Annotated in this window: 2 protein-coding genes; both read left to right on the top strand. The window is 38.8% G+C overall.

The window, feature by feature from the left end; genetic code table 11:
- Position 1 precedes the first annotated feature (1 nt).
- On the top strand, positions 2 to 6,472 hold the full coding sequence (locus tag ACZDYH_RS11660) for a non-ribosomal peptide synthetase (RefSeq protein ID WP_088362884.1): 6,471 nt from the start codon (positions 2 to 4) through the stop codon (positions 6,470 to 6,472).
- On the top strand, positions 6,469 to 21,351 hold the full coding sequence (locus tag ACZDYH_RS11655; RefSeq protein ID WP_474886304.1) for a non-ribosomal peptide synthetase: 14,883 nt from the start codon (positions 6,469 to 6,471) through the stop codon (positions 21,349 to 21,351). Before ACZDYH_RS11660 ends, ACZDYH_RS11655 begins: the two co-directional genes overlap by 4 nt.
- The last annotated feature ends 249 nt before the right edge of the window (positions 21,352 to 21,600 follow it).

The following is a 21,600-nucleotide window of genomic DNA, read 5'->3' as shown; positions in this document are numbered from 1 at the left end:
AATGGGAGACGTTATTGATATATATGGTTTATCACCTTTGCAAAAAGGAATACTGTTTCATACTTTATACGATCAAGATGATGAATATTCTTTTTCCTATATTGTACAAGTAGGTTTCTTGCTCGGGGGGCAATTGGATGTTGCTACTTTTGAAAAAGCTTGGGAATATGTTATTCAACGACATGAGGTTCTGCGCTCAGTATTTGTTTGGGAGGAAGTAGAAAAACCTCTACAAGCAGTTTACGAACGTCTTCCTTTTACTATTCATCAAGAGGATTGGAGTACCCATTCGCATGAGGAGAAGGAGAAGAAATTACACCAGTTTTTGACTGCAGATCGTAGCAAAGGATTTTTATTGGATGAAGCACCATTGATGAGAGTCACTGCGATTAAAGAAGCAGAAGGGGAAACGAGAATTATTTGGACACATCATCATATTTTACTAGATGGATGGAGTGTGTCATTGGTCTTTAGTGAAGTGATGGAAGTTTATCTCAAGATGATAAAGGGAGAATTGTTGAATCTTCCTAAATCTCTTCCTTATAAAAAATATATCCAATGGATAAATAAACAAGATCAAAGTCAAGCAGAGGAATTTTGGAAAGAAGAATTAAAAGGGTTCTATGCACCTACTCCATTAGCAATGGAAAGAAAGGATCAAGGACAAGAGAAGGGTTATGGGGAGTTTGCTTATCAAGTATCTGAGGAACTTACTGAGAATTTACAAGAGTGGGTACGAAATAGTCGATTAACGTTGAATACGTTAGTACAAGGTGCATGGGCTTATTTGATGAGTAGGTATAGCGGTGACAGTGACGTCGTATTTGGCGTAACTAGCGCTGGACGTCCTACTGATTTAATAGGAGCAGAGAATATGGTGGGGCTATTTATTAACACATTGCCTACCAGAATTCGATTAGCGGATAATACATCAGTAGTAGATTGGCTTCGTAAAATACAAATGAAAGAAATGGAACGAAGACAGTATGAGTATAATTCGTTGATAGATATTCAAGGCTGGAGTGAGGTTCCGCGAAATAGCTCCTTATTTCATACCTTGTATGTGTTTGAAAATTATCCAATTCAAGGTGAGAGAAATGATGATTTAAGATTACTAGATGTTACAAGCACGGAACAAACAAATTATCCTTTAACACTCATTGTAATGCCCGGTAAGAAAATTACTTTAAAGTTGATGTATGATCGAAGCTATTTTAATGAAGAAGCAATAAATCGGATTCAGAATCACTTATTGCAAATATTAATTCAGATGACGAAGAGCCTAGATTCAAAACTATTTGAAATTACTCATTTAACAGAAGAAGAACAGATACAGTTACTAGAGGAATGGAATCATACTCAAGTTAATTATTCGGCTGAAGGCATGATTCATACGATGTTTGAGGAGCAAGTTAAAAAAACACCGGAAGCAATCGCGGCTAGTTACGAAAATGAACAAATTACCTATAAAGAGTTGGAGAAGCGTGCAAATCAGCTAGCTCATTATTTACAAAAGCATGGTGTAGGCCCAGAGTCTCTAGTTGGGGTATATATGGAACGTTCATTACAAATGATGATAGCGTTATTAGGTATTCTAAAATCAGGAGCAGCGTATGTTCCACTTGACCCTACTTATCCAGAGAGTCGACTTCGATATATATTAGAGGATGCTGGAATCGAAGTACTAGTGACGGAAGAGAATTCTAAAAATTTGTTTGTATCTGAAAATATTGAAACGATTTGTATGAATAAAGATTATACTGCAATTGAAAAAGAAGAAACAACCCCATGTATAAGTGGTGTAACAGGAGAAAATTTAGCGTATGTTATGTATACTTCAGGATCTACAGGGAATCCAAAGGGAGTAATGATTGAGCATCATTCAGTAATTAATTATCTAGAATGGATGCAACATAAATATCCGCTCTCTGAAAAGGATGTGGTCTTGCAGAAAACGCCATTCTCATTTGATGTCTCTGTTTGGGAATTGTTTTGGGGCATTCACGTTGGTGCAAGTGTATCTTTCCTACCTCCAGGTGGAGAAAAAGATCCTTCTATTATAGCTGAAGTGATTAAACAACATCAGGTTACTATAGTTCAATTTGTACCTTCGATGTTATCTGTTTTCTTAGATCACTTCAATCATATTGAAATGAACATGAATTGTTCGTCCGTACGCCATGTATTTTCTGGTGGAGAAGAACTAAGTTCAGGGTTAGTTAGACGATTTCAACAGAAATGGAATTATAGTGGACAAGTGAAATTAACCAACTTTTATGGACCAACTGAAGCCACTATTTATGTGAATGCATTTGATATTCAGCCTAATCAAGAATTTGTTTCTATTGGGCAGCCAATACAGAACACGCAATTATATGTATTAGACCAAAATCAACGCTTGCAATCAATAGGAACTGAGGGTGAGTTATATATTGGTGGTGCTGGTTTAGCGCGTGGATACTTAAATCGTCAGAATCTTACTACTGAAAAATTCATTTCGCACCCATTTCGATTGGGGGAACGACTATATCGAACAGGAGATTCAGTAAGATATCTAACTGATGGAAATATAGAATTTATAGGTAGAATGGATCATCAAGTCAAAATGCGTGGTTTTAGGATTGAATTAGGAGAAATTGAAGCCACTTTAGAAAAATGTTCGTTTATTAAAGAGGCTGTCGTATTAGTTAGAGAAGATCGTCCAGGTGATCAACGATTGGTTGCATATGTAATAAGCGATGGAAATACCGAGGAGTGGAGAGAGTATTTACAAAACCAATTACCGAATCATATGATTCCAGCGCACTTTATAGAGTTAGAACACTTCCCGCTTACTCCGAATGGGAAAATTGACCGAAAGGCCTTGCCAGCACCTGATGAGCAAGCTATTGAAGATTTAAATGTGCTACCTCGGACGCCATCGGAAGAGCTTATTGCCTCGGTTTGGAGCCAAGTGTTAGGAACAGAAAATATTGGTATTCAAGATTCCTTCTTTGAACGTGGTGGGCACTCACTACTTGCTACTCAAATTGTCTCTCGATTGCAAGAACTGTTCCAAATTAAAATTCCATTACGTGAACTTTTCAAGCACGATACAGTGGAAGCATTGGCGAAACGGGTGGATCAGTTACGAAAAGAAGATAAAAAACGAGAGGTTGCTCCCCTTGTACCTATGAAACGAGAAGAAATTATCCCACTTTCCTATGCGCAGAAACGTCTATGGTTTATTGATCAATTAATGCCAAATAGTGCTATGTACAATATTCATGCAGCGTGTCGCTTAACAGGTGAATGGTCAATTGAAGCATTGGAGGCCGGATGGAATCAATTGTTGGAGCGTCATGAATCATTAAGGACGATAATTCTAGAACAAGAGGGTGAACCTTTTCAACAAGTTCAATCTCATGTATTCAGACATATTCCTCAAACGAATCTAACAGATCTCTCTTTGGAAGATAGGGAAAGAGAAATGAAACGGCTCATTCAAAACGAAGCTGAGGAACCATTTCATTTTGGACAAGATCCTCTGATTCGAACACGAATATTGAAAGTGGACAGGGAAGAATGGATTCTCATTTGTACGATGCATCATATTATTTCAGATGGATGGTCAATGGGAATCTTACTTGAAGAATGGATGGCTTTTTATGAAGGAGCATTAAGCGGCAAACCGGCGGAATTGAAGGAATTATCTATCCAATATGCAGATTTTGTCATGTGGCAGAAGGAATGGCAAAAAGAAGAAAATTTGAATCAGCACCTTCAATATTGGAAGGAAGAATTATCTGGGGAACTACCGGTTTTACAATTACCGATGGATCGTCCTCGACCTGCAGTTCAAACCCATCGTGGTGCAAGTCAGTCCTTAATAGTGGCGAATTCCCTACAGGAAAAGCTCAAAGATTTAAGTCTGCAAGAAGGATGCACTTTATTTATGACATTGATGGCAGCGTATCAAAGCTTCCTTTCTCGTTATACAGGACAGGATGACATCTTGGTTGGAAGCCCAATCGCTAATCGAAATGTGAAAGAGATTGAGGGATTAATAGGTTTCTTTGCAAATACGTTGGTTTATCGAGCTGATTTCAGTGAAAATCCGTCGTTCCAAGAACTTTTGTCGCAGGTAAGAAAAAAAGCACTAAAAGCATACGAGTATCAGGACATCCCATTTGAGAAAGTGGTAGAATCCGTAAAGCCGGAACGGAATACAAGTCATTCACCAATATTCCAAACTATGTTTACTTTACAGAATGCGAAGCAAGAATTTCCTCAGCTATCTGAAAGACAAATGGAACTCATGGAAAGCCATGCTTCTGTAGCGAAATTTGATTTGAGTTTATTTGTTACTGAGACGGAAGAAGGATTATCACTAACCTTTGAATACAATACTGATTTGTTTGATGATACAACCATTGAACGTATGGCAAGTCATTTTGAGCATTGGTTAAATCAAATTGTCTCTCATCCAAAAGGTGTATTATCAGAACTGAATATGTTATCGAAAGTAGAATATAAGCAACTACTAGAGGAATGGAATAAATCGCGTGTTATAGATATGGAAGAAAGTACGATTCATACAATGTTTGAAGAACAGGTGAAAAAAACACCAGAAGCAATTGCAGTAGTGTGCGAAGATGAAGAACTAACATATCGAGAGTTGGACGAACGCTCGAATCAGTTGGCACATTATTTACAAAAAAATGGTGTAACATGCGAATCATTAGTTGGGATTTGCGTCACACGTTCATCTGAGATGATTGTCGGTCTCTTAGGAATTATGAAGGCGGGAGGAGCATATGTCCCAATTGATCCAGCGTATCCGGAAAGTCGACTACAGTACATTTTAGAAGATGCTCAAATAAAGGTACTGGTGACACAGGAAAAGTTACAACAAAAAATGGTTATACCTAAACTCGTCAACGTGATTTGTATTGATAGTAATCGAGCAGAAATAGAACAAGAAGTAACTACGGTATGTACGAGTGAAGTGACGGGCGATAACTTAGCCTATATTATCTATACTTCAGGTTCCACTGGAAATCCAAAGGGAGTAATGATTGAGCACAGGAATACAGTAACAATGATTCATTGGGCGCATCATACGTATTCCCGAAAGGAATTAGCGGGAGTGTTAGCTTCAACTTCGCTATCTTTTGATTTATCCGTTTTTGAAGTATTTGTTCCCTTAACGATGGGTGGTAAGGTGATTGTCACTGAAAATGCTCTACATCTAGAGAAGTTGTCTACCAAAGGTGTAACTTTGGTTAATACTGTACCATCGGCAGCGAAGGAACTGGTTCGAGCAAAAACAATCCCTTCTTCGGTAAAGGTGATGAATTTGGCTGGAGAACCATTGCCATATTCGCTTGTTCAAGATTTATACGAGAGAAGTACGATCGAAAAGGTGTACAACCTATATGGACCGTCCGAAGATACTACGTATTCCACGTATATGGAATTAGAAAAGTGTGACATGCATAGGGTACCACCAATTGGTAAACCAATATTCAATACAGAAGTATATGTACTGAGTGCCGAACAAAAAATGGTTCCAATTGGTGTAGTTGGTGAGCTATACATTGGTGGATCAGGGTTAGCGCGTGGATATTTAAACCGCCCTGACTTAACGCAAGATCGTTTTATACCGCATCCGTTTAAAGAAGGAGAGCGAGTATACCGGACTGGAGATCTAGTAAGGTATTTACCAGATGGAAATTTGGAGTATGTTGGACGAATCGATCATCAAGTGAAAATTCGTGGGTTCCGGATTGAACTAGGAGAAATTGAAGCGACATTACAAAGGCATACACTGGTTAACGAAGTTATTGTGATGGTGCAGGAAGATTATCCTGGCGATCCGCGTTTGATCGCCTATGTTGTAGGAGACGGGGATGCTCAAAAGTGGCGTGATTATCTCAAGGATCAACTACCAAATTATATGATTCCAGCCTATTTTGTTGGATTAAATGCATTTCCACTCACTCCTAATGGGAAAATTGATAGGAAGGCCTTACCAGCACCAGAGAGACAGGAGATAGCAAGTGGTTATATTGCTCCTCGTACGTCTACGGAAAAAACAATCGTTTCGATATGGCATGAAGTTTTAGGTATGGAAAACATCGGAATTCAAGATTCATTTTTTGAAATTGGTGGCCATTCACTACTCGCTACGCAAGCTGTTTCCAATCTTAAAGAGGCTTTTGGAATCGAGATACCATTGCATGATTTATTTATGTTTCATACGGTGCAGCAATTGGCAGAACAGATTGATCAATTGCTCGATAACAAAAATCAAGAAATGCAGAATGATAGTAAGGAGAATGTAAGTCTTCAAGACTATGTTCAAAAAGAAGCAGAAGTCAGTAATGATGAAGAATTATTGGAACTACTTAAGCAATTAGAGGAGCTATCAGAGGAAGAAGCACAAGGGATATTCGAGAGTAATTTGATTGAGGAAGGGGTAAAAAAATGAGAAGTGATTTACTTGCAAAGCTGAGTTCACTTTCTCCTGAGAAGAGAGCATGGCTTCAGAAGCAAATGCAAAAAAAGGAGAATAAAGAAGCACTCCCGTTGTCTTATGCACAACAACGCTTGTGGTTTATGGACAGATTTAATCCAAACAGTTCTTTATATAATATTCCAACAGTATGGCATCTAAAAGGAAATTGGATACCTGAAGCATTAGAAAAGGGATTCAATCGACTCATTGAACGCCATGAATCATTACGAACTGTTTTTAAAGAAATAGGAGAACAACCTGTGCAACAAATTGTCGAATTCCTTCCTAGAGCATTACCTGTAAGATATTACTCTCAACTTCCTCTAGAAGTAAAAGAAAAAGAGGTAGATAGTTTAATTGCGAGAGAAGCGCAAGAACCATTTGATTTAATGAATGGTCCTTTAATTCGTAATCAGCTTGTTCAATTAGAGAAGGATGAATGGTTATTACTGTGTACGATGCATCATATTATTTCTGATGCTTGGTCCATTGGTATATTCATGAATGAATTACTTGCTTTCTATGAAGAAGAAACGGGCGGAAATCATGCTAAATTAAGTTCACTATCCATTCAATATGCAGACTTTGCGAAGTGGCAAAAGGAGTGGTTGCAAGGTGATGTGCTAAATCGTCAGCTTACGTATTGGCAGGAAGAATTGTCTGGTGAACTTCCTATCTTACAACTGCCAGTGGATCGACCTCGACCGGTTAAACAGACTTACTCTGGGGCTACGCATCATGTAATTTTTCCTTATAAATTGCTCAGTCAATTGAAGGATATAAGTCGACAAGAAGGATCTACTTTATTTATGACTTTAATGGCCGCATACCAGAGCTTTGTTGCTCGTTATACGGGACAAAAAGATATTCTAGTTGGTAGTCCGATTGCAAATCGAAACCATAAGGGAGTAGAAGGATTAATTGGTTTCTTTGTTAATACGTTGGTTTACCGATCAGATTTGAGTGGCACCCCTACTTTTCGAGAGATTTTGAACCAAACAAAGAAAAAGGCGTTAAAAGCTTACGAATATCAAGATATACCATTTGAAAAAGTGGTAGAAGCTGTGCAACCTGAACGAAGCATGAGTCATTCCCCTATATTTCAGACCATGTTTACGCTACAGAATATAAAACAAGAACGACTAGATTTGCCTGATAGAAGTATTGAAATGGTAGAAAGTAATATGTCTATTGCTAAATTTGATTTGAGCTTAACTGCCTATGAAGTGGAAGAAGGTCTATTCGTCTCATTTGAATACAACACGGATTTATTTGATAGTAGTACCATTGCACGTATGGCAGGACATTTTGAGAACTGGCTAAATGAAATCACGTATCATCCAGATGAATCATTTACAAAGCTGTCAATGTTATCGGATAATGAGCAAAAACAACTCCTAGAAGAATGGAATGATACGGACGTAGTTTATGGTCATGATTGTATGATTCATGAGCTATTTGAGCAGCAAGTTGCACGGACACCTGATGCAGTGGCGGTAGTTTATGAGGGTGGAAAGCTAACGTATCAAGAACTTAATGAAAAATCGAATCAATTGGCACATTTTCTACAAAAACGAGGTATCGGACCTGAATCATTGGTCGGTATATGTATTGAACGTTCTCCTGATATGATTATCGGTCTCTTTGGGATTTTGAAGGCAGGTGGGGCTTATGTCCCACTGGACCCAAGTTATCCCGAAAACCGCCTGAGATATATTTTGGAGAATTCACAAATTCAAGTGCTGTTAACAAAAGAAACACTACAGGACTGGTTACCTAAAGATATTCAAGCAATTTGTTTAGACCGGGATCAAGTGATGATTTCTAAAGAGAGTAATTTAGCTCCGGTAAGTGGAGTAACAGCAAATAACTTAGCCTATATCATATACACTTCGGGTTCGACGGGAAATCCAAAGGGGGTAATGATTGAACATCATTCCGTTATCAATCGCCTACAGTGGATGCAGAAAAAATATCCATTGTCCGAGGAGGATACAATCCTACAAAAGACACCGTTTTCGTTCGATGTTTCTGTCTGGGAATTATTTTGGTGGTCATTTGTAGGAGCACGTGTTTGTTTACTTCCACCAGGAGGAGAGAAAGATCCTGCGGTGATTGAGGAGTATATTGAACGATATCGTGTATCCACCATGCACTTTGTTCCGTCGATGTTATCTACTTTCTTAGATTATATGGAACTATATAATTCGAAAAGGGATGTCTCGTCTTTAATTCAAGTTTTTACTAGTGGAGAAGCGTTAAACACTGAGCAGGTTCGCCGGTTTAAGGGGATCTTTTACAATGTTCAGCAAACAAAGTTAATTAACTTGTATGGTCCTACTGAAGCAACTGTGGATGTGACTTATTATGATTGTGATTTAGAAAAAGAAGCAATGCTTATTCCGATTGGTCGTCCGATTGATAATACAGAGTTGTATGTGCTAGATCAATATCAACAAGTCGTCCCGATTGGTGTGGCAGGGGAACTTTACCTTGGAGGAGTAGGATTGGCACGTGGCTACTTCAATCGACCGGATTTAACTACTGAACGTTTTATTTCGCATCCTTTTAAGGACGGGGAACGATTATATCGAACGGGTGACTTGGTGAGATATATGAATGATCGTAACTTAGAATATATTGGAAGAATAGATAACCAAGTTAAAATTAGAGGATTCCGAATTGAATTGGGAGAAATTGAAGCAGCTTTACATGATTACTCATCTGTAAAAGAGGCAGTCGTGTTGGTGAAGGAAGATCGACCAGGAGATAAGCAATTAGTAGCTTATGTAGTGGGTGAAGGGGATACTGGAGAGTGGCGTGAATATCTCAAGAAGCAACTGCCACATTATATGGTTCCGGCATACTTTTTCAAAATTGAAGGTATGCCACTCACTCCAAATGGTAAGGTGAATCGGAAAGCCTTACTGGAATTAGAAGAACAGTTCATAAGTGAAGATATTACTTCATCACGAACACCAGTGGAGGAGCTTATCGTTTCCGTTTGGAGTCAAGTGTTAGGAATAAAAAATATTAGTGTTCAGGATTCCTTTTTTGAAATCGGTGGTCATTCACTACTAGCTACTCAAGTAGTGTCACGTTTACAGGGAATTTTTCAAATCGAATTACCAGTACGTGAACTATTTGAATATACAACGGTGGAGTCACTGGCAAAGCGATTAGATCAGTTACGTAAAGGAGATAAAAAACGAGAGATTCCGCCGCTAATACCAATGAAACGAGGAGAAGCTATCCCACTATCTTATGCCCAACAACGCTTATGGTTCATTGATCAATTTACACCTAATAGTGCCCTTTACAATATGCCAATGGTATGTCGCCTTACAGGGAATTGGCTACTTGAAGCATTGGAAACGGGATGGAATCAACTAATAGAACGTCATGAATCACTGCGGACGGTCTTTCACGAAGTGAACGGTCAACCCGTACAGCAAATTGAACCGTATGCTTTTCAATCAATTCCGAAAACGGATTTAACTATGCTTTCTTCTGAAGATCAAGAAGAAGAAGTTAAACGTTTAATTCAACAAGAAACAGAAGTGCCATTTGATTTAACAGAGGGTCCATTAATCAGGACAAGTATTTTGCATGTGGGAGAGGAAGAATGGATACTCCTTTGTACTCTACATCATATCATTTCAGATGGATGGTCAATGGGAATCCTACTTGAAGAATGGATGGCATTTTATGAGAAAGCAACGGATGGAAAGGTAGCGGAACTTGAACCATTACCGGTTCAATATGCCGACTTTGCTCAGTGGCAAAAAGGATGGCTAAAGGAGGAGGTGCTTGATCAACAACTCCAATATTGGAGGGAAGAATTGTCTGGGGAGCTTCCTGTACTCCAACTTCCTGTGGATCGCCCGCGTCCCGCAATACAAACTCATCACGGGTCGACATACACTATGGTTCTGCCAAGCACGCTACATGATAAATTGAATGAACTTAGTCGAAAAGAAGGGGCTACACTCTTCATGACGCTTTTAGCTGCATATCAAAGTTTTCTATCTCGTTATACGGGACAAGAAGATATTCTGGTCGGAATCCCAATTGCGAATCGGAATTATAGAGAAATTGAAGGACTAATTGGTTTCTTCGTTAACACGCTGGTTTATCGAGCTAATTTGAGTGGTAGGCCGACATTTCAAGATGTACTGTATCAGGTTCGTCAAAAGGCATTGAAGGCGTATGAATATCAAGATATTCCATTTGAAAAAATTGTAGAAGTTGTGCAACCGGAACGAAGTACAAGTCATTCGCCAATCTTCCAGACTATGTTCATCTTGCAAAATATGAAACAAGAATTACCGGTGTTGTCTAGTAGAAGTATTGAAATGATAGAAAGCTATAGTCCAATTGCAAAGTTTGATTTAAGTGTAATGGCAGTTGAGACGGAAGAGGGATTACTTTTTACTTTTGAGTACAATAAGGATTTATTCAATGCTACTACTATTGAACGGATGGCAGGACACTTTGAGAAATGGCTACATGAAGTTTCTCATCGCCCACAAAATCCGTTGCATGACCTGAGCATGCTATCAGAACCCGAGCGTACTTTGTTATTAGAAACATGGAATGACACTGTAATGGAAATGTCTCATCAGGGTCTTATTTGCGACAGATTTGAGGAGCAAGTAGCAAGGCGTCCGGATGCGATTGCGGTAGTTGATCAAACAAAACAGTGGACTTATGGTGAACTGGATGCACAAGCAAATCAGTTGGCAAATGTTTTACAGCGAAAGGGAGTAGCCCCAGAGTCAGTGGTAGGAGTTTATCTTTCGAGGTCAGCTGAGCTGATGGCAAGTTTACTAGGCATTTTAAAAGCTGGTGGAGCTTATGTCGTTTTAGATCCGTTGTATCCAAAATCAAGGTTAGAATACATGATTGAAGATGCAGGAATTCAATTTGTAGTGACGGCGGAAGGACAAGAAGGACATTTCGCACACGTCGAAATGGTGAGGTTAGAAGAATTAACGATGGAAAGCGTAATCGCACCTACACGTCAAATAAATCCAGAGAACTTAGCCTATATTGTCTATACCTCTGGTTCTACAGGAAAACCGAAGGGTGTCATGGTTGAATATCGCTCATTAATGAATATGGTTTCTTGGCATCAGGAAGTTTATCATATTTCAGCAGAGGATCGTGCGACTCAGATTGCAGGGGTTGCTTTTGATTCGGCTGTCCAGGAGATTTGGCCGTATCTAACTGCTGGTGCAGCACTCTACTTGTCAACAGAGGAACTGAGAATTAATCCAGAAGCACTAAGGGACTGGCTCATCGATTCACGAATAACAGCTAGCTTTGCACCTACGCCTATTCTGGAAAGGCTCTTGAAATTATCTTGGCCAGATAAAACGGATCTTCGTTTTATCATTACTGGTGGGGATCAATTAACGCAGTACCCATCTAACGATATTCCTTTTGCGGTAATTAATCAGTATGGTCCATCGGAAAATACCGTTGTTACCACAGATTGTTATGTACCTGTAGGAGTGACAACAGGTACGCCATCGATTGGTCGACCGATTGCGAATACAGAAGTTTATGTGTTAGATTCTCATCTTCAGCTAGTACCAATTGGTGTAATTGGAGATCTCTATATTGGAGGGAAGAGTCTTGCACGTGGATATGCTAATCGTCCGGATCTTACAAAGGAAAAATTTATTCCACATCCTTTCAAGTCAGGAGAACGTCTCTATTATACAGGAGACAAAGCAAGTTATCTTTCTGATGGTAATCTCCAGTTCCATGGACGTATAGATGACCAAGTGAAAATTCGTGGTTTCCGGATTGAATTGGGAGAAATAGAAGCTGTTTTGCAGGCACATTCTTCTGTGAAGGAAGCAGTTGTATTGGTACGAGAGGATAATCAAGGTAACAAGAGATTAGTAGCTTATGTAGTTGGTGAAGGAAGTGTACATGAATGGCGAGAACATCTACAAACACATTTACCTAATTACATGGTTCCAACAAACTTTATTGAGATGGAATTTTTACCACTTACACCGAATGGAAAACTTGATTTGAAGGCATTGCCTATACTTAGTGAACAATCCGTCGAAAATACTGTATACCCACGAACTCCGCTGGAAGAACTTATCGCTTCAGTGTGGGGTCAAGTGCTAGGAATAAAAGAAATTGGTGTTCAGGATTCTTTCTTTGAGCTTGGTGGTCACTCTCTACTTGCTACACAAGTGGTCTCACGCTTACAGGAAGTCTTTCAAATCAAATTACCGGTACGTGAACTGTTCGAATATTCAACGGTCGAGGCATTATCGAAACGAATAGATCAGTTACGTAAGGGGAGCGAAAAACGAGAAATTCCACCATTGGTGCCGATGGAACGCGGAAATAATATTCCACTATCTTATGCCCAACAGCGCTTATGGTTTATTGATCAATTTGCACCTAATAGTGCACTTTATAATATGCCAATGGCATGCCGCCTTACAGGGAATTGGTTACCTGAAGCATTGGAGTTGGGATGGAATCAGTTGATAGAGCGTCACGAATCTTTGCGGACTGTATTTTATGAAGAGGATGGCTATCCTGTGCAGCAGATTCAACCGTACGTTTTCCGTCCGCTTCTCCAAATGGATTTAACTAAGCTTTCATTAGAGGAGCGAGAAAGAAAGTTGGAGCAATGGATTCAAACTGAAGTCGAATCTCCATTTGATTTAGAACAAGGGCCATTGTTCCGTGGGAAACTCATAAGAATTTCAGAAGAAGAATGGGTTCTTCTGTGTAATATGCATCATATTATCTCAGATGGATGGTCGATGGAAATCTTACTTCAAGAATGGATGGCATTTTATGAGAATGCGATTGGTGAAAAACAAGCAGAGCTGGAACCACTACCAGTTCAATATGCCGATTTTGCTCAGTGGCAAAGAGAATGGTTGAAAGATGAAGTACTATATCAACAACTTGCATATTGGAAGGAAGAATTATCTGGTGAGTTACCAGTCTTAATGTTGCCAATGGATCGTCCGCGTCCGCCAGTGCAAACCCATCATGGATTAACTCATAATGTTTTGTTGTCACGCTCATTACTGGATAAATTAAACGAACTAAGTCGTCAAGAAGGGGCCACACTTTTCATGACCTTATTGGCATCGTATCAAAGTTTCCTTGCTCGTTATACGGGACAAACGGATATTATTGTTGGCAGCCCAATTGCAAATCGAAATTATCGAGAAATTGAGGGGCTAATTGGTTTCTTTGTCAACACCTTGGTTTATCGAGCTGATTTAAGTAATGCACCGGCATTTCAAGAGTTGTTATCTCAAGTACGGATAAAAGCATTGAAGGCGTATGAGTATCAAGATGTTCCGTTTGAGAAAATTGTAGAGGTTATCCAACCTGAACGAAATACAAGCCATTCTCCGATTTTCCAAACCATGTTTACTTTGCAAAATACGGGACAGAAGCTACCAGAACTACATGGAAGAAATATAGAAGTAATGGAAAGTAATGCTCCAATCGCTAAGTTTGATTTAAGTTTAACAGCTGCAGAAGTGGAAGAGGGTTTATTACTTACTTTTGTTTATAGAACTGATTTATTTGACAGCTTAACTATTGAATCCATGGCTGAACATTTTGGAAACTGGTTGAATGTAATCGTGGAGAATCCTGATAAATCATTAGCTAAGTTGCCTATATTATCAGGATTACAGCAAAAACAGTTGGAAGAGTGGAATAATAATGCTGTAGCATATCTACGGGAAAGTACGATTCATCAGTTGTTTGAAGAGCAAGTAAATCGTACACCTGATGCGGTAGCAGTGGTAGATGAAAAACAGCAGTTAACATATCGAGAGCTGAATGAAAAAGCTAATCAATTGGCCCACTATCTTCAGCAATGTGGGATTGGGACTGAATCATTAGTTGGAATTTGCTTTGAGCGTTCAGTTGAGATGATTGTTAGTATTATGGGGATCTGGAAGGCTGGAGCAGCATATGTTCCATTGGACCCATCATATCCAGAAAGTCGCATACAATATATTTTGGAGGACACTGAAATTCAAGTATTAGTTACGAATGAGTCATTAGAAGGTTGGATCCCCAAAGAAGTCAAGGCAGTTTGTCTAGATAGGGATCAGGCAATGATTTCAAAAGAAAGCATTCTTTCACCAAAATGTGAAGTAACAGGAGAAAACCTAGCGTATGTTATCTATACTTCGGGATCGACGGGGAACCCAAAGGGTGTCTTGATACAGCATCATTCTGTAATAAACTTGTCGCATGGTTTACAAAAAGAGGTTTTCGAACATGAGATACCATCTAACATGCATGTCGGTTTAAATGCGTCAATTGCCTTTGATGCATCTATTCAGCAATTACAAATGCTGCTTTATGGTTCAAGTTTGTATATTATTCCAAGCGAAGTACGAAGTGATCCGGAGCAGTTTGTAGCTTATATTAGGGAGAACAAGTTAGAAATCTTTGATATAACACCTTCATTGCTTCAATTACTTATAGATGTCGGATTGTTAGAAACGTGCGATTGCGTTCATGTTCCAAGTAAGGTACTGGTTGGTGGTGAAGCAATTATGCCGTCATTATGGGAACAGCTAGTAGAGACTGATAAAATCCAGTTTTATAATGTATATGGTCCTACAGAATGTACGGTTGATGCAACATGCTATCATATCAAAAAAGATAGTAAGAGAGTAACAATTGGGCGTCCATTGCCTAACATCCAAACTTATGTATTAGATAGAAATAGGTTGCCAGTTCCAGTTGGTGTGATGGGGGAACTTTATATCGGAGGAGCAGGTCTAGCAAGGGGGTACTTGAATCGTCCAGAGTTAACATCCGAACGATTTATTTCTCATCCATTCAAAGAAGGCGAGAGGTTATATAGAACAGGTGATCTTGTGAGATATCTTCCTGATGGTAATATAGACTACTTGGGAAGAATGGATAATCAAGTGAAGATTAGAGGATTTCGAATTGAACTTGGAGAGATTGAGTCGACTTTACAAGAGCATGACTTGGTAAAAGAGGCAGTTGTAATGGTTAGGGAAAATCAGTCGGGAGATAAGAGGCTGGTAGCTTATGTAGTGGGCGAAGGCAATTTAGAAGAATGGCGAGAGTATCTTAAAACAAAGCTGCCAATCCATATGATACCTTCCTACTTTGTCGAAATGAAAGAATTACCGCTAACCATAAATGGAAAGATTGATCGGAAATCGTTACCTATACCAGATTATCAAGGAACACAAGAAGGATACGTGGCCCCAAGAAATGAACGTGAACATAAGCTTTCTATCATTTGGGAACGTGTGCTAGGTTCAAAACGTATTGGTATGAATGATAACTTCTTTGAAATTGGTGGAGATTCAATTCTTAGCATTCAGATTGTCGCGCGCGCGAAGCAAGCTGGTTTACAATTGACACCAAAACAAATATTTGAACACCAAACGATTGCTGAGTTGGCGCAAGTAGTCAAAGAAGAACAAGGTGTACAAGCTGAACAAGGAATTATAACTGGAGAGACGATACTTACACCTATTCAGCAAAGGTTTTTTGCACAAAATCATCCTAACCCACATCATTGGAATCAATCCATGTTCTTCAGAACGAAAGAGAAATTGGACATAGGATCACTGGAAAAGGCGGCAGGTAACCTTCTACTTCATCATGATGCTCTGCGTTTAAGATATGAACGTTTACCTAATGGGGTTTGGAAACAGTGGAATGAAGGAATAGAAGAACAATTGATGCTTACTGTCATTTCATTAGACGAAGTGCCGGAAGCGGATTGGCATCAGGTTATTCAAAAAGAGATTAATGTTGCACAAGAAAGTTTGAATTTACATGAGGGTCCGCTAATGAGAATGGTGTATTTTGATGAAGGTGAGCACGCTGGCCGATTATTTTGGACAATTCATCATTTAGCCGTGGATGGTGTTTCTTGGCGAATTTTATTGGAAGATTTGCAAACAGCATATACGCAAGTAGTCCAGGGTCAGAAAATTCAATTACCTATGAAGAGTACATCTTTTAAAGAATGGTCGGAGAAATTACATCATTACGCTGAAACTGGACTATCAAAAGAAGTGCTACATTACTGGGAGGAGCAGGCTGAACAAGACGTAGTTAAATTGCCGGTAGATGGTACTATAAGTAATCCAGTAAGCGCAGTAACTGAGGAAATTACTGTGGTGTTAAATGAGAATGAGACCCGTATGTTATTGCAAGAGACTTTAAGCATTCACCGTGTCCAAATCAATGAAGTATTATTAGCAGCATTAGTACAAGCTACGGCAGCATGTACGGGGCAGCCGATATTGAGCGTAGATTTAGAGGGACATGGTCGAGAAGAGATTATTGAAGATGTTGATTTATCGAGAACTGTGGGATGGTTTACAAGTATTTACCCAGTTCATTTAAATATTACTAGTGCTAATACCCCAATTGCAGCATTAAAAGCAGTTAAAGAACAAGTTCGCAAAATTCCTAATAAGGGTGTTGATTATGGGGTGTTGCGTTACATGAACACAACAATGTGTGAGCCATTAAGCTCCCAATATACACCGTCTATTAGTTTTAACTATCTTGGACAATTTGACCAAATGTTTTCTAGCGATGCAATGTTTATTCCGGAGAACGAATTTAAGCGTTTAGATCATGCTGCCGGTTCCAAGCGATCGCATGTAATTGATGTAATTGGGGTTGTAACGGATGGAAAACTTCAGTTCACTTGGGTATACAATGTTGGACAATTTGCCAAATCAACGATTCAAAGTATTGCACAGAATATGCTATATCAACTGAGTACATTGATTCAATTTTCAGATAGAGAATCTGCACTGACCATTTCGGATTTTGCAATGGCTAATCTTAGCCAAGAAGGTTTGACAAATGTACTAAACAAAATGCATCGCGGAAAGAACAATCAGATTACTGATTTATATCCACTATCACCTTTGCAAGAAGGTATGATTTTCCACACATTGCATGACCAAGGGGATGAACATGTTGCACCGTATATAGTGCAATTGAGTTTTATGATTCAAGGGGAAATGGATATTCCTACTTTTGAGCAGGCGTGGAAATCTGTAATTCAGCGGCATGAAATTTTTCGTACAGCATTTGTATGGGACGAAATTGAAGAACCTGTACAAGTGGTGTATGAAAATATCCCATTTAAAGTGAACAAAGAAGACTGGCGTACAATGACAAGTGAAGAGATAGAGGAAAAAAGAAAAGTCTTTTTGGCATTAGATCGAAAACAAGCCTTCCAATTTGATGAAGCACCATTGATGCGGGTAACAGTCATTCAAGAAGGTGAGGAAGAATATCGGATTGTTTGGACCCATCACCATATTTTACTGGATGGATGGAGTTTACCATTAGTATTTAATGAATTACTTACAGTCTATCAGAAGAGAATGAATGGAGAAGCTGTGAAGTTACCTAAGTCCTCACCATATAAGAAATATATCCAATGGTTAAGAGAGCAAGATAAGGAGCAGGCGGAACAATTTTGGAGAGGGAAGCTAAAAGGTTTTACTGCGCCAACTTTGCTGGGCTTAGAAAGTAAAGAGGAAGAAAAAGGTTACACAGAGAAGGTTACGTATTTATCAGAAGAGCAGACTCAAGCGTTACAAGGATGGGCGAAACGCAATAAACTTACTTTGAGTACAGTAATTCAAGGTGCATGGGCATATCTCATGAGCCGATATAGTGGAGAAAATGACATTGTTTTTGGTGTAACAAGCTCAGGGCGTTCTACGGAGATTATTGATGTTGAAAACATCGTAGGTCCTTTCATTACAACGTCACCGACGCGAATTCAATTGATGGATGATATAAAATTAATAGATTGGTTGCAGAAGATACAAGAGGAAGAGATAGAAAGAAGACAATATGAGTATGCTTCTTTGACAGAGATTCAGGGGTGGAGTGAAGTTCCTAGAGGAATACCGCTGTTCAATAGTTTATATGTGTTTGAAAATTATCCAGTGAAAGAGGAGTCTTCAGAAAATCTGGAAATTGGTGAATTGGAAGGGGTAGAACAAACCCACTACCCATTAGGGTTAGCTGTAGTTCCAGGAATCCAGTTATCGTTAAAGTTAATGTATGACCGTAGTAAGTTTAATAGAGTAACCATTGAACGAATGCTGGGTCATTTACACCAAGTGTTAATGCAAATGCTCAAAAACATTGATCAAAATCTATCGGAGCTAGTATATATTACGGAAGCTGAACAAAGAAAGCTATTGGAAGAATGGAATAATAATACTATATCCTATCCACGTGAGAATGCAATCCATCAACTATTCGAAGAGCAAGTAAATCGTACGCCTGACGCGTTGGCAGTGGTAGATGAAAAACAGCAACTAACATATCGAGAGCTGAATGAAAGAGCTAATCAATTAGCCCATCATTTACAGAAATGTGGAATTGGGACAGAGTCATTAGTTGGCCTTTGCTTTGAGCGTTCAGTTGAGATGGTTGTTGGTCTCATGGGAATTTGGAAGGCTGGAGCAGCCTATGTTCCATTAGATCCATCGAATCCGGAAAGCCGCCTGCAATATATTTTAGAAGACACGGGAATTAGAGTGTTAGTTACAAATGAGGTATTACTAGGATGGATACCTAAAGACATCAAGACAGTTTGCCTAGATAGGGACCAAGCAATGCTTTCTCAAGAAAGCAAACTTTCACCAATATGTGAGGTAACAGGGGAAAACTTAGCGTATGTTATCTATACTTCTGGTTCGACAGGGAATCCAAAGGGGGCTTTAGTACAGCACCATTCTGTAATAAACCTATCCTATGGTTTACAAAAAGAAGTTTTCTCACATGACATACCTAGTAATATGCGCGTCGGTTTGAATGCGTCAATTGCCTTTGATGTATCTATTCAGCAATTACAAATGCTGCTGTATGGTTCAAGTTTATATATTATCCCAAGTGAAGTTCGCACTAATCCGGAACGATTTGTGTCTTATATTAGGGAGAATAAATTGGAAATGTTTGATATGACACCTTCATTACTTCAATTACTTATAGATGGAGGATTACTAGAAACAAGTGCTGATGTTCATGTACCAAGTAAGATATTAGTCGGTGGTGAAGCAATCATGCCGTCATTATGGAAACAGCTAGTAGAGACTGAAAAAATTGATTTTTATAACGTATACGGTCCTACAGAATGTACGGTTGATGCAACGTGTTATCATATCGAAACAGATAGTAAGAGGGTTACAATTGGACGTCCGTTGCCGAACGTTCAAACTTATGTATTAGATAAAAATTTGTTACCTGTTCCAGTTGGTGTAACAGGTGAGCTATATATTGGTGGTGCAGGTATAGCGCGAGGATACTTGAATCGTCCAGAATTAACAACAGAGCGATTCATCCGTCATCCATTTAATGAAGAAGAGCGTTTATATCGTACGGGAGATTTGGTTCGTTATTTACCTGATGGTAATTTAGATTACTTGAGAAGAATTGATAATCAAGTGAAAATTAGGGGCTTTCGTATTGAACTTGAAGAGATTGAAGCGAGTATAGAGAGGCATCCATTGGTAAAAGAAGCAGTAGTTTTGGTAACAGAGGATAAATTAGGAGAGCAGAGATTGGTTGCTTATGTAGTTGGAGATGGAAGTATGCATGACTGGCGTGAATATCTCAAGACACAAGTACCGAATTATATGGTTCCCGCACACTTTATAAAGGTAGACAAGATTCCTCTTACACCGAATGGAAAAGTTGATCGAAAGGCATTGAACAGTTTAACAATTCAAAGAGAAAATAATTTGTCTACACCAATCATTCCAAGGGATGAAATTGAATATCAGTTGATTAAAATCTGGCAGGATGTGTTACAGATAGAAGATGTCTATGTAAATGATGATTTCTTTAATAGAGGGGGACATTCTCTCCTTGTAATTAAATTGATTTCAAAAATTAAGGAGAAGTTTGGAAAAGAGATTAAGGTGTCTACATTGATTAAGAATCCAACAGTGGAAGGAATCGCATGCCTTATTCGTGATAAGCATGATATGACGAAATCAGTAGTAGCGCTAGTTCCACTACAAGAATCAGAGAAAAGACCTTTCTTCTGCGTTCATCCGTTTATGGGGAATGTATTCTGTTACATTCAACTAGCAAGATTGCTTAAGAACCATTGTTCATTTTATGGTTTACAGAATCCTCTTATAGAAAAGAAAGAAATTGACGAGTTAACTTTGCCGGAAGTAATTCAACTTTACATCGAAGAAATAAAACGTGTTCAGCCAGAAGGTCCATATCGTCTTGGAGGATGGTCTTTAGGCGGTGCAATTGCTTATAAAATCGCAACTGTACTAAAGAATCAAGGTGAGGAAGTTGAGTTGTTGATACTAATGGATACTAAAGTACCTTCAGAGCAGGACTATAAAACAAGAGAAGAAATGCTCTCGTATATATATGAGCATTTCATTCCTAGAGATTTTACTGAGCAGGAAGAAGGCCTCATCCATAAACAAGATATGCTTGTGGAGCGATTAATTATGGAGGGAGTACTCCCGCCTGATGCAGATCTTATGAATTTGAAGCAAGTTATCAATGCTCATAGGAAATGCCTGAACTTAATGGCAGAGCATGATTTAATACCATACTCTGGAGAAGTTCTCTACTTTAGTGCTGAGGAAGGAAAAGAGTTGTTTACAGATTGGGGACCTTTATTAAAAGGTAGAGTAAATAGGTATTCAGTCCCTGGATCACATGAGGAAATAGTAGATTCACCTGCAGTTGAAAAAATAGCTATGTATCTACTAAATGAATTTGAAGGAATAAAAGAGAAGTCCATTTTATTAACGGAAAAGTAGAGAGTATAAAAGATGCAAAGCAATGAACGAAAAGGGGAGACCAATACCTGCATATCAAGTGTAGGGAATAATGAATATATTAAGAGCATTACTTTTTAAGGGGATAATGTAAAAAGTAATTGGTAGAGACATAGAAATCTTTGTAATAGAAGCGAATGCCTGATGATATTACTGAGGGAAGGTGCATATTTTCATTGATATGTAAATATGCACCTTTTCTATTGTATATGCAATTTAATAAAGTTAATT

The sequence above is a fragment of the Bacillus sp. EB V-12 genome (assembly GCF_056158125.1).
Note: the sequence above shows the minus strand (reverse complement) of the source record. Positions and strands in the feature narration are given on the sequence as shown.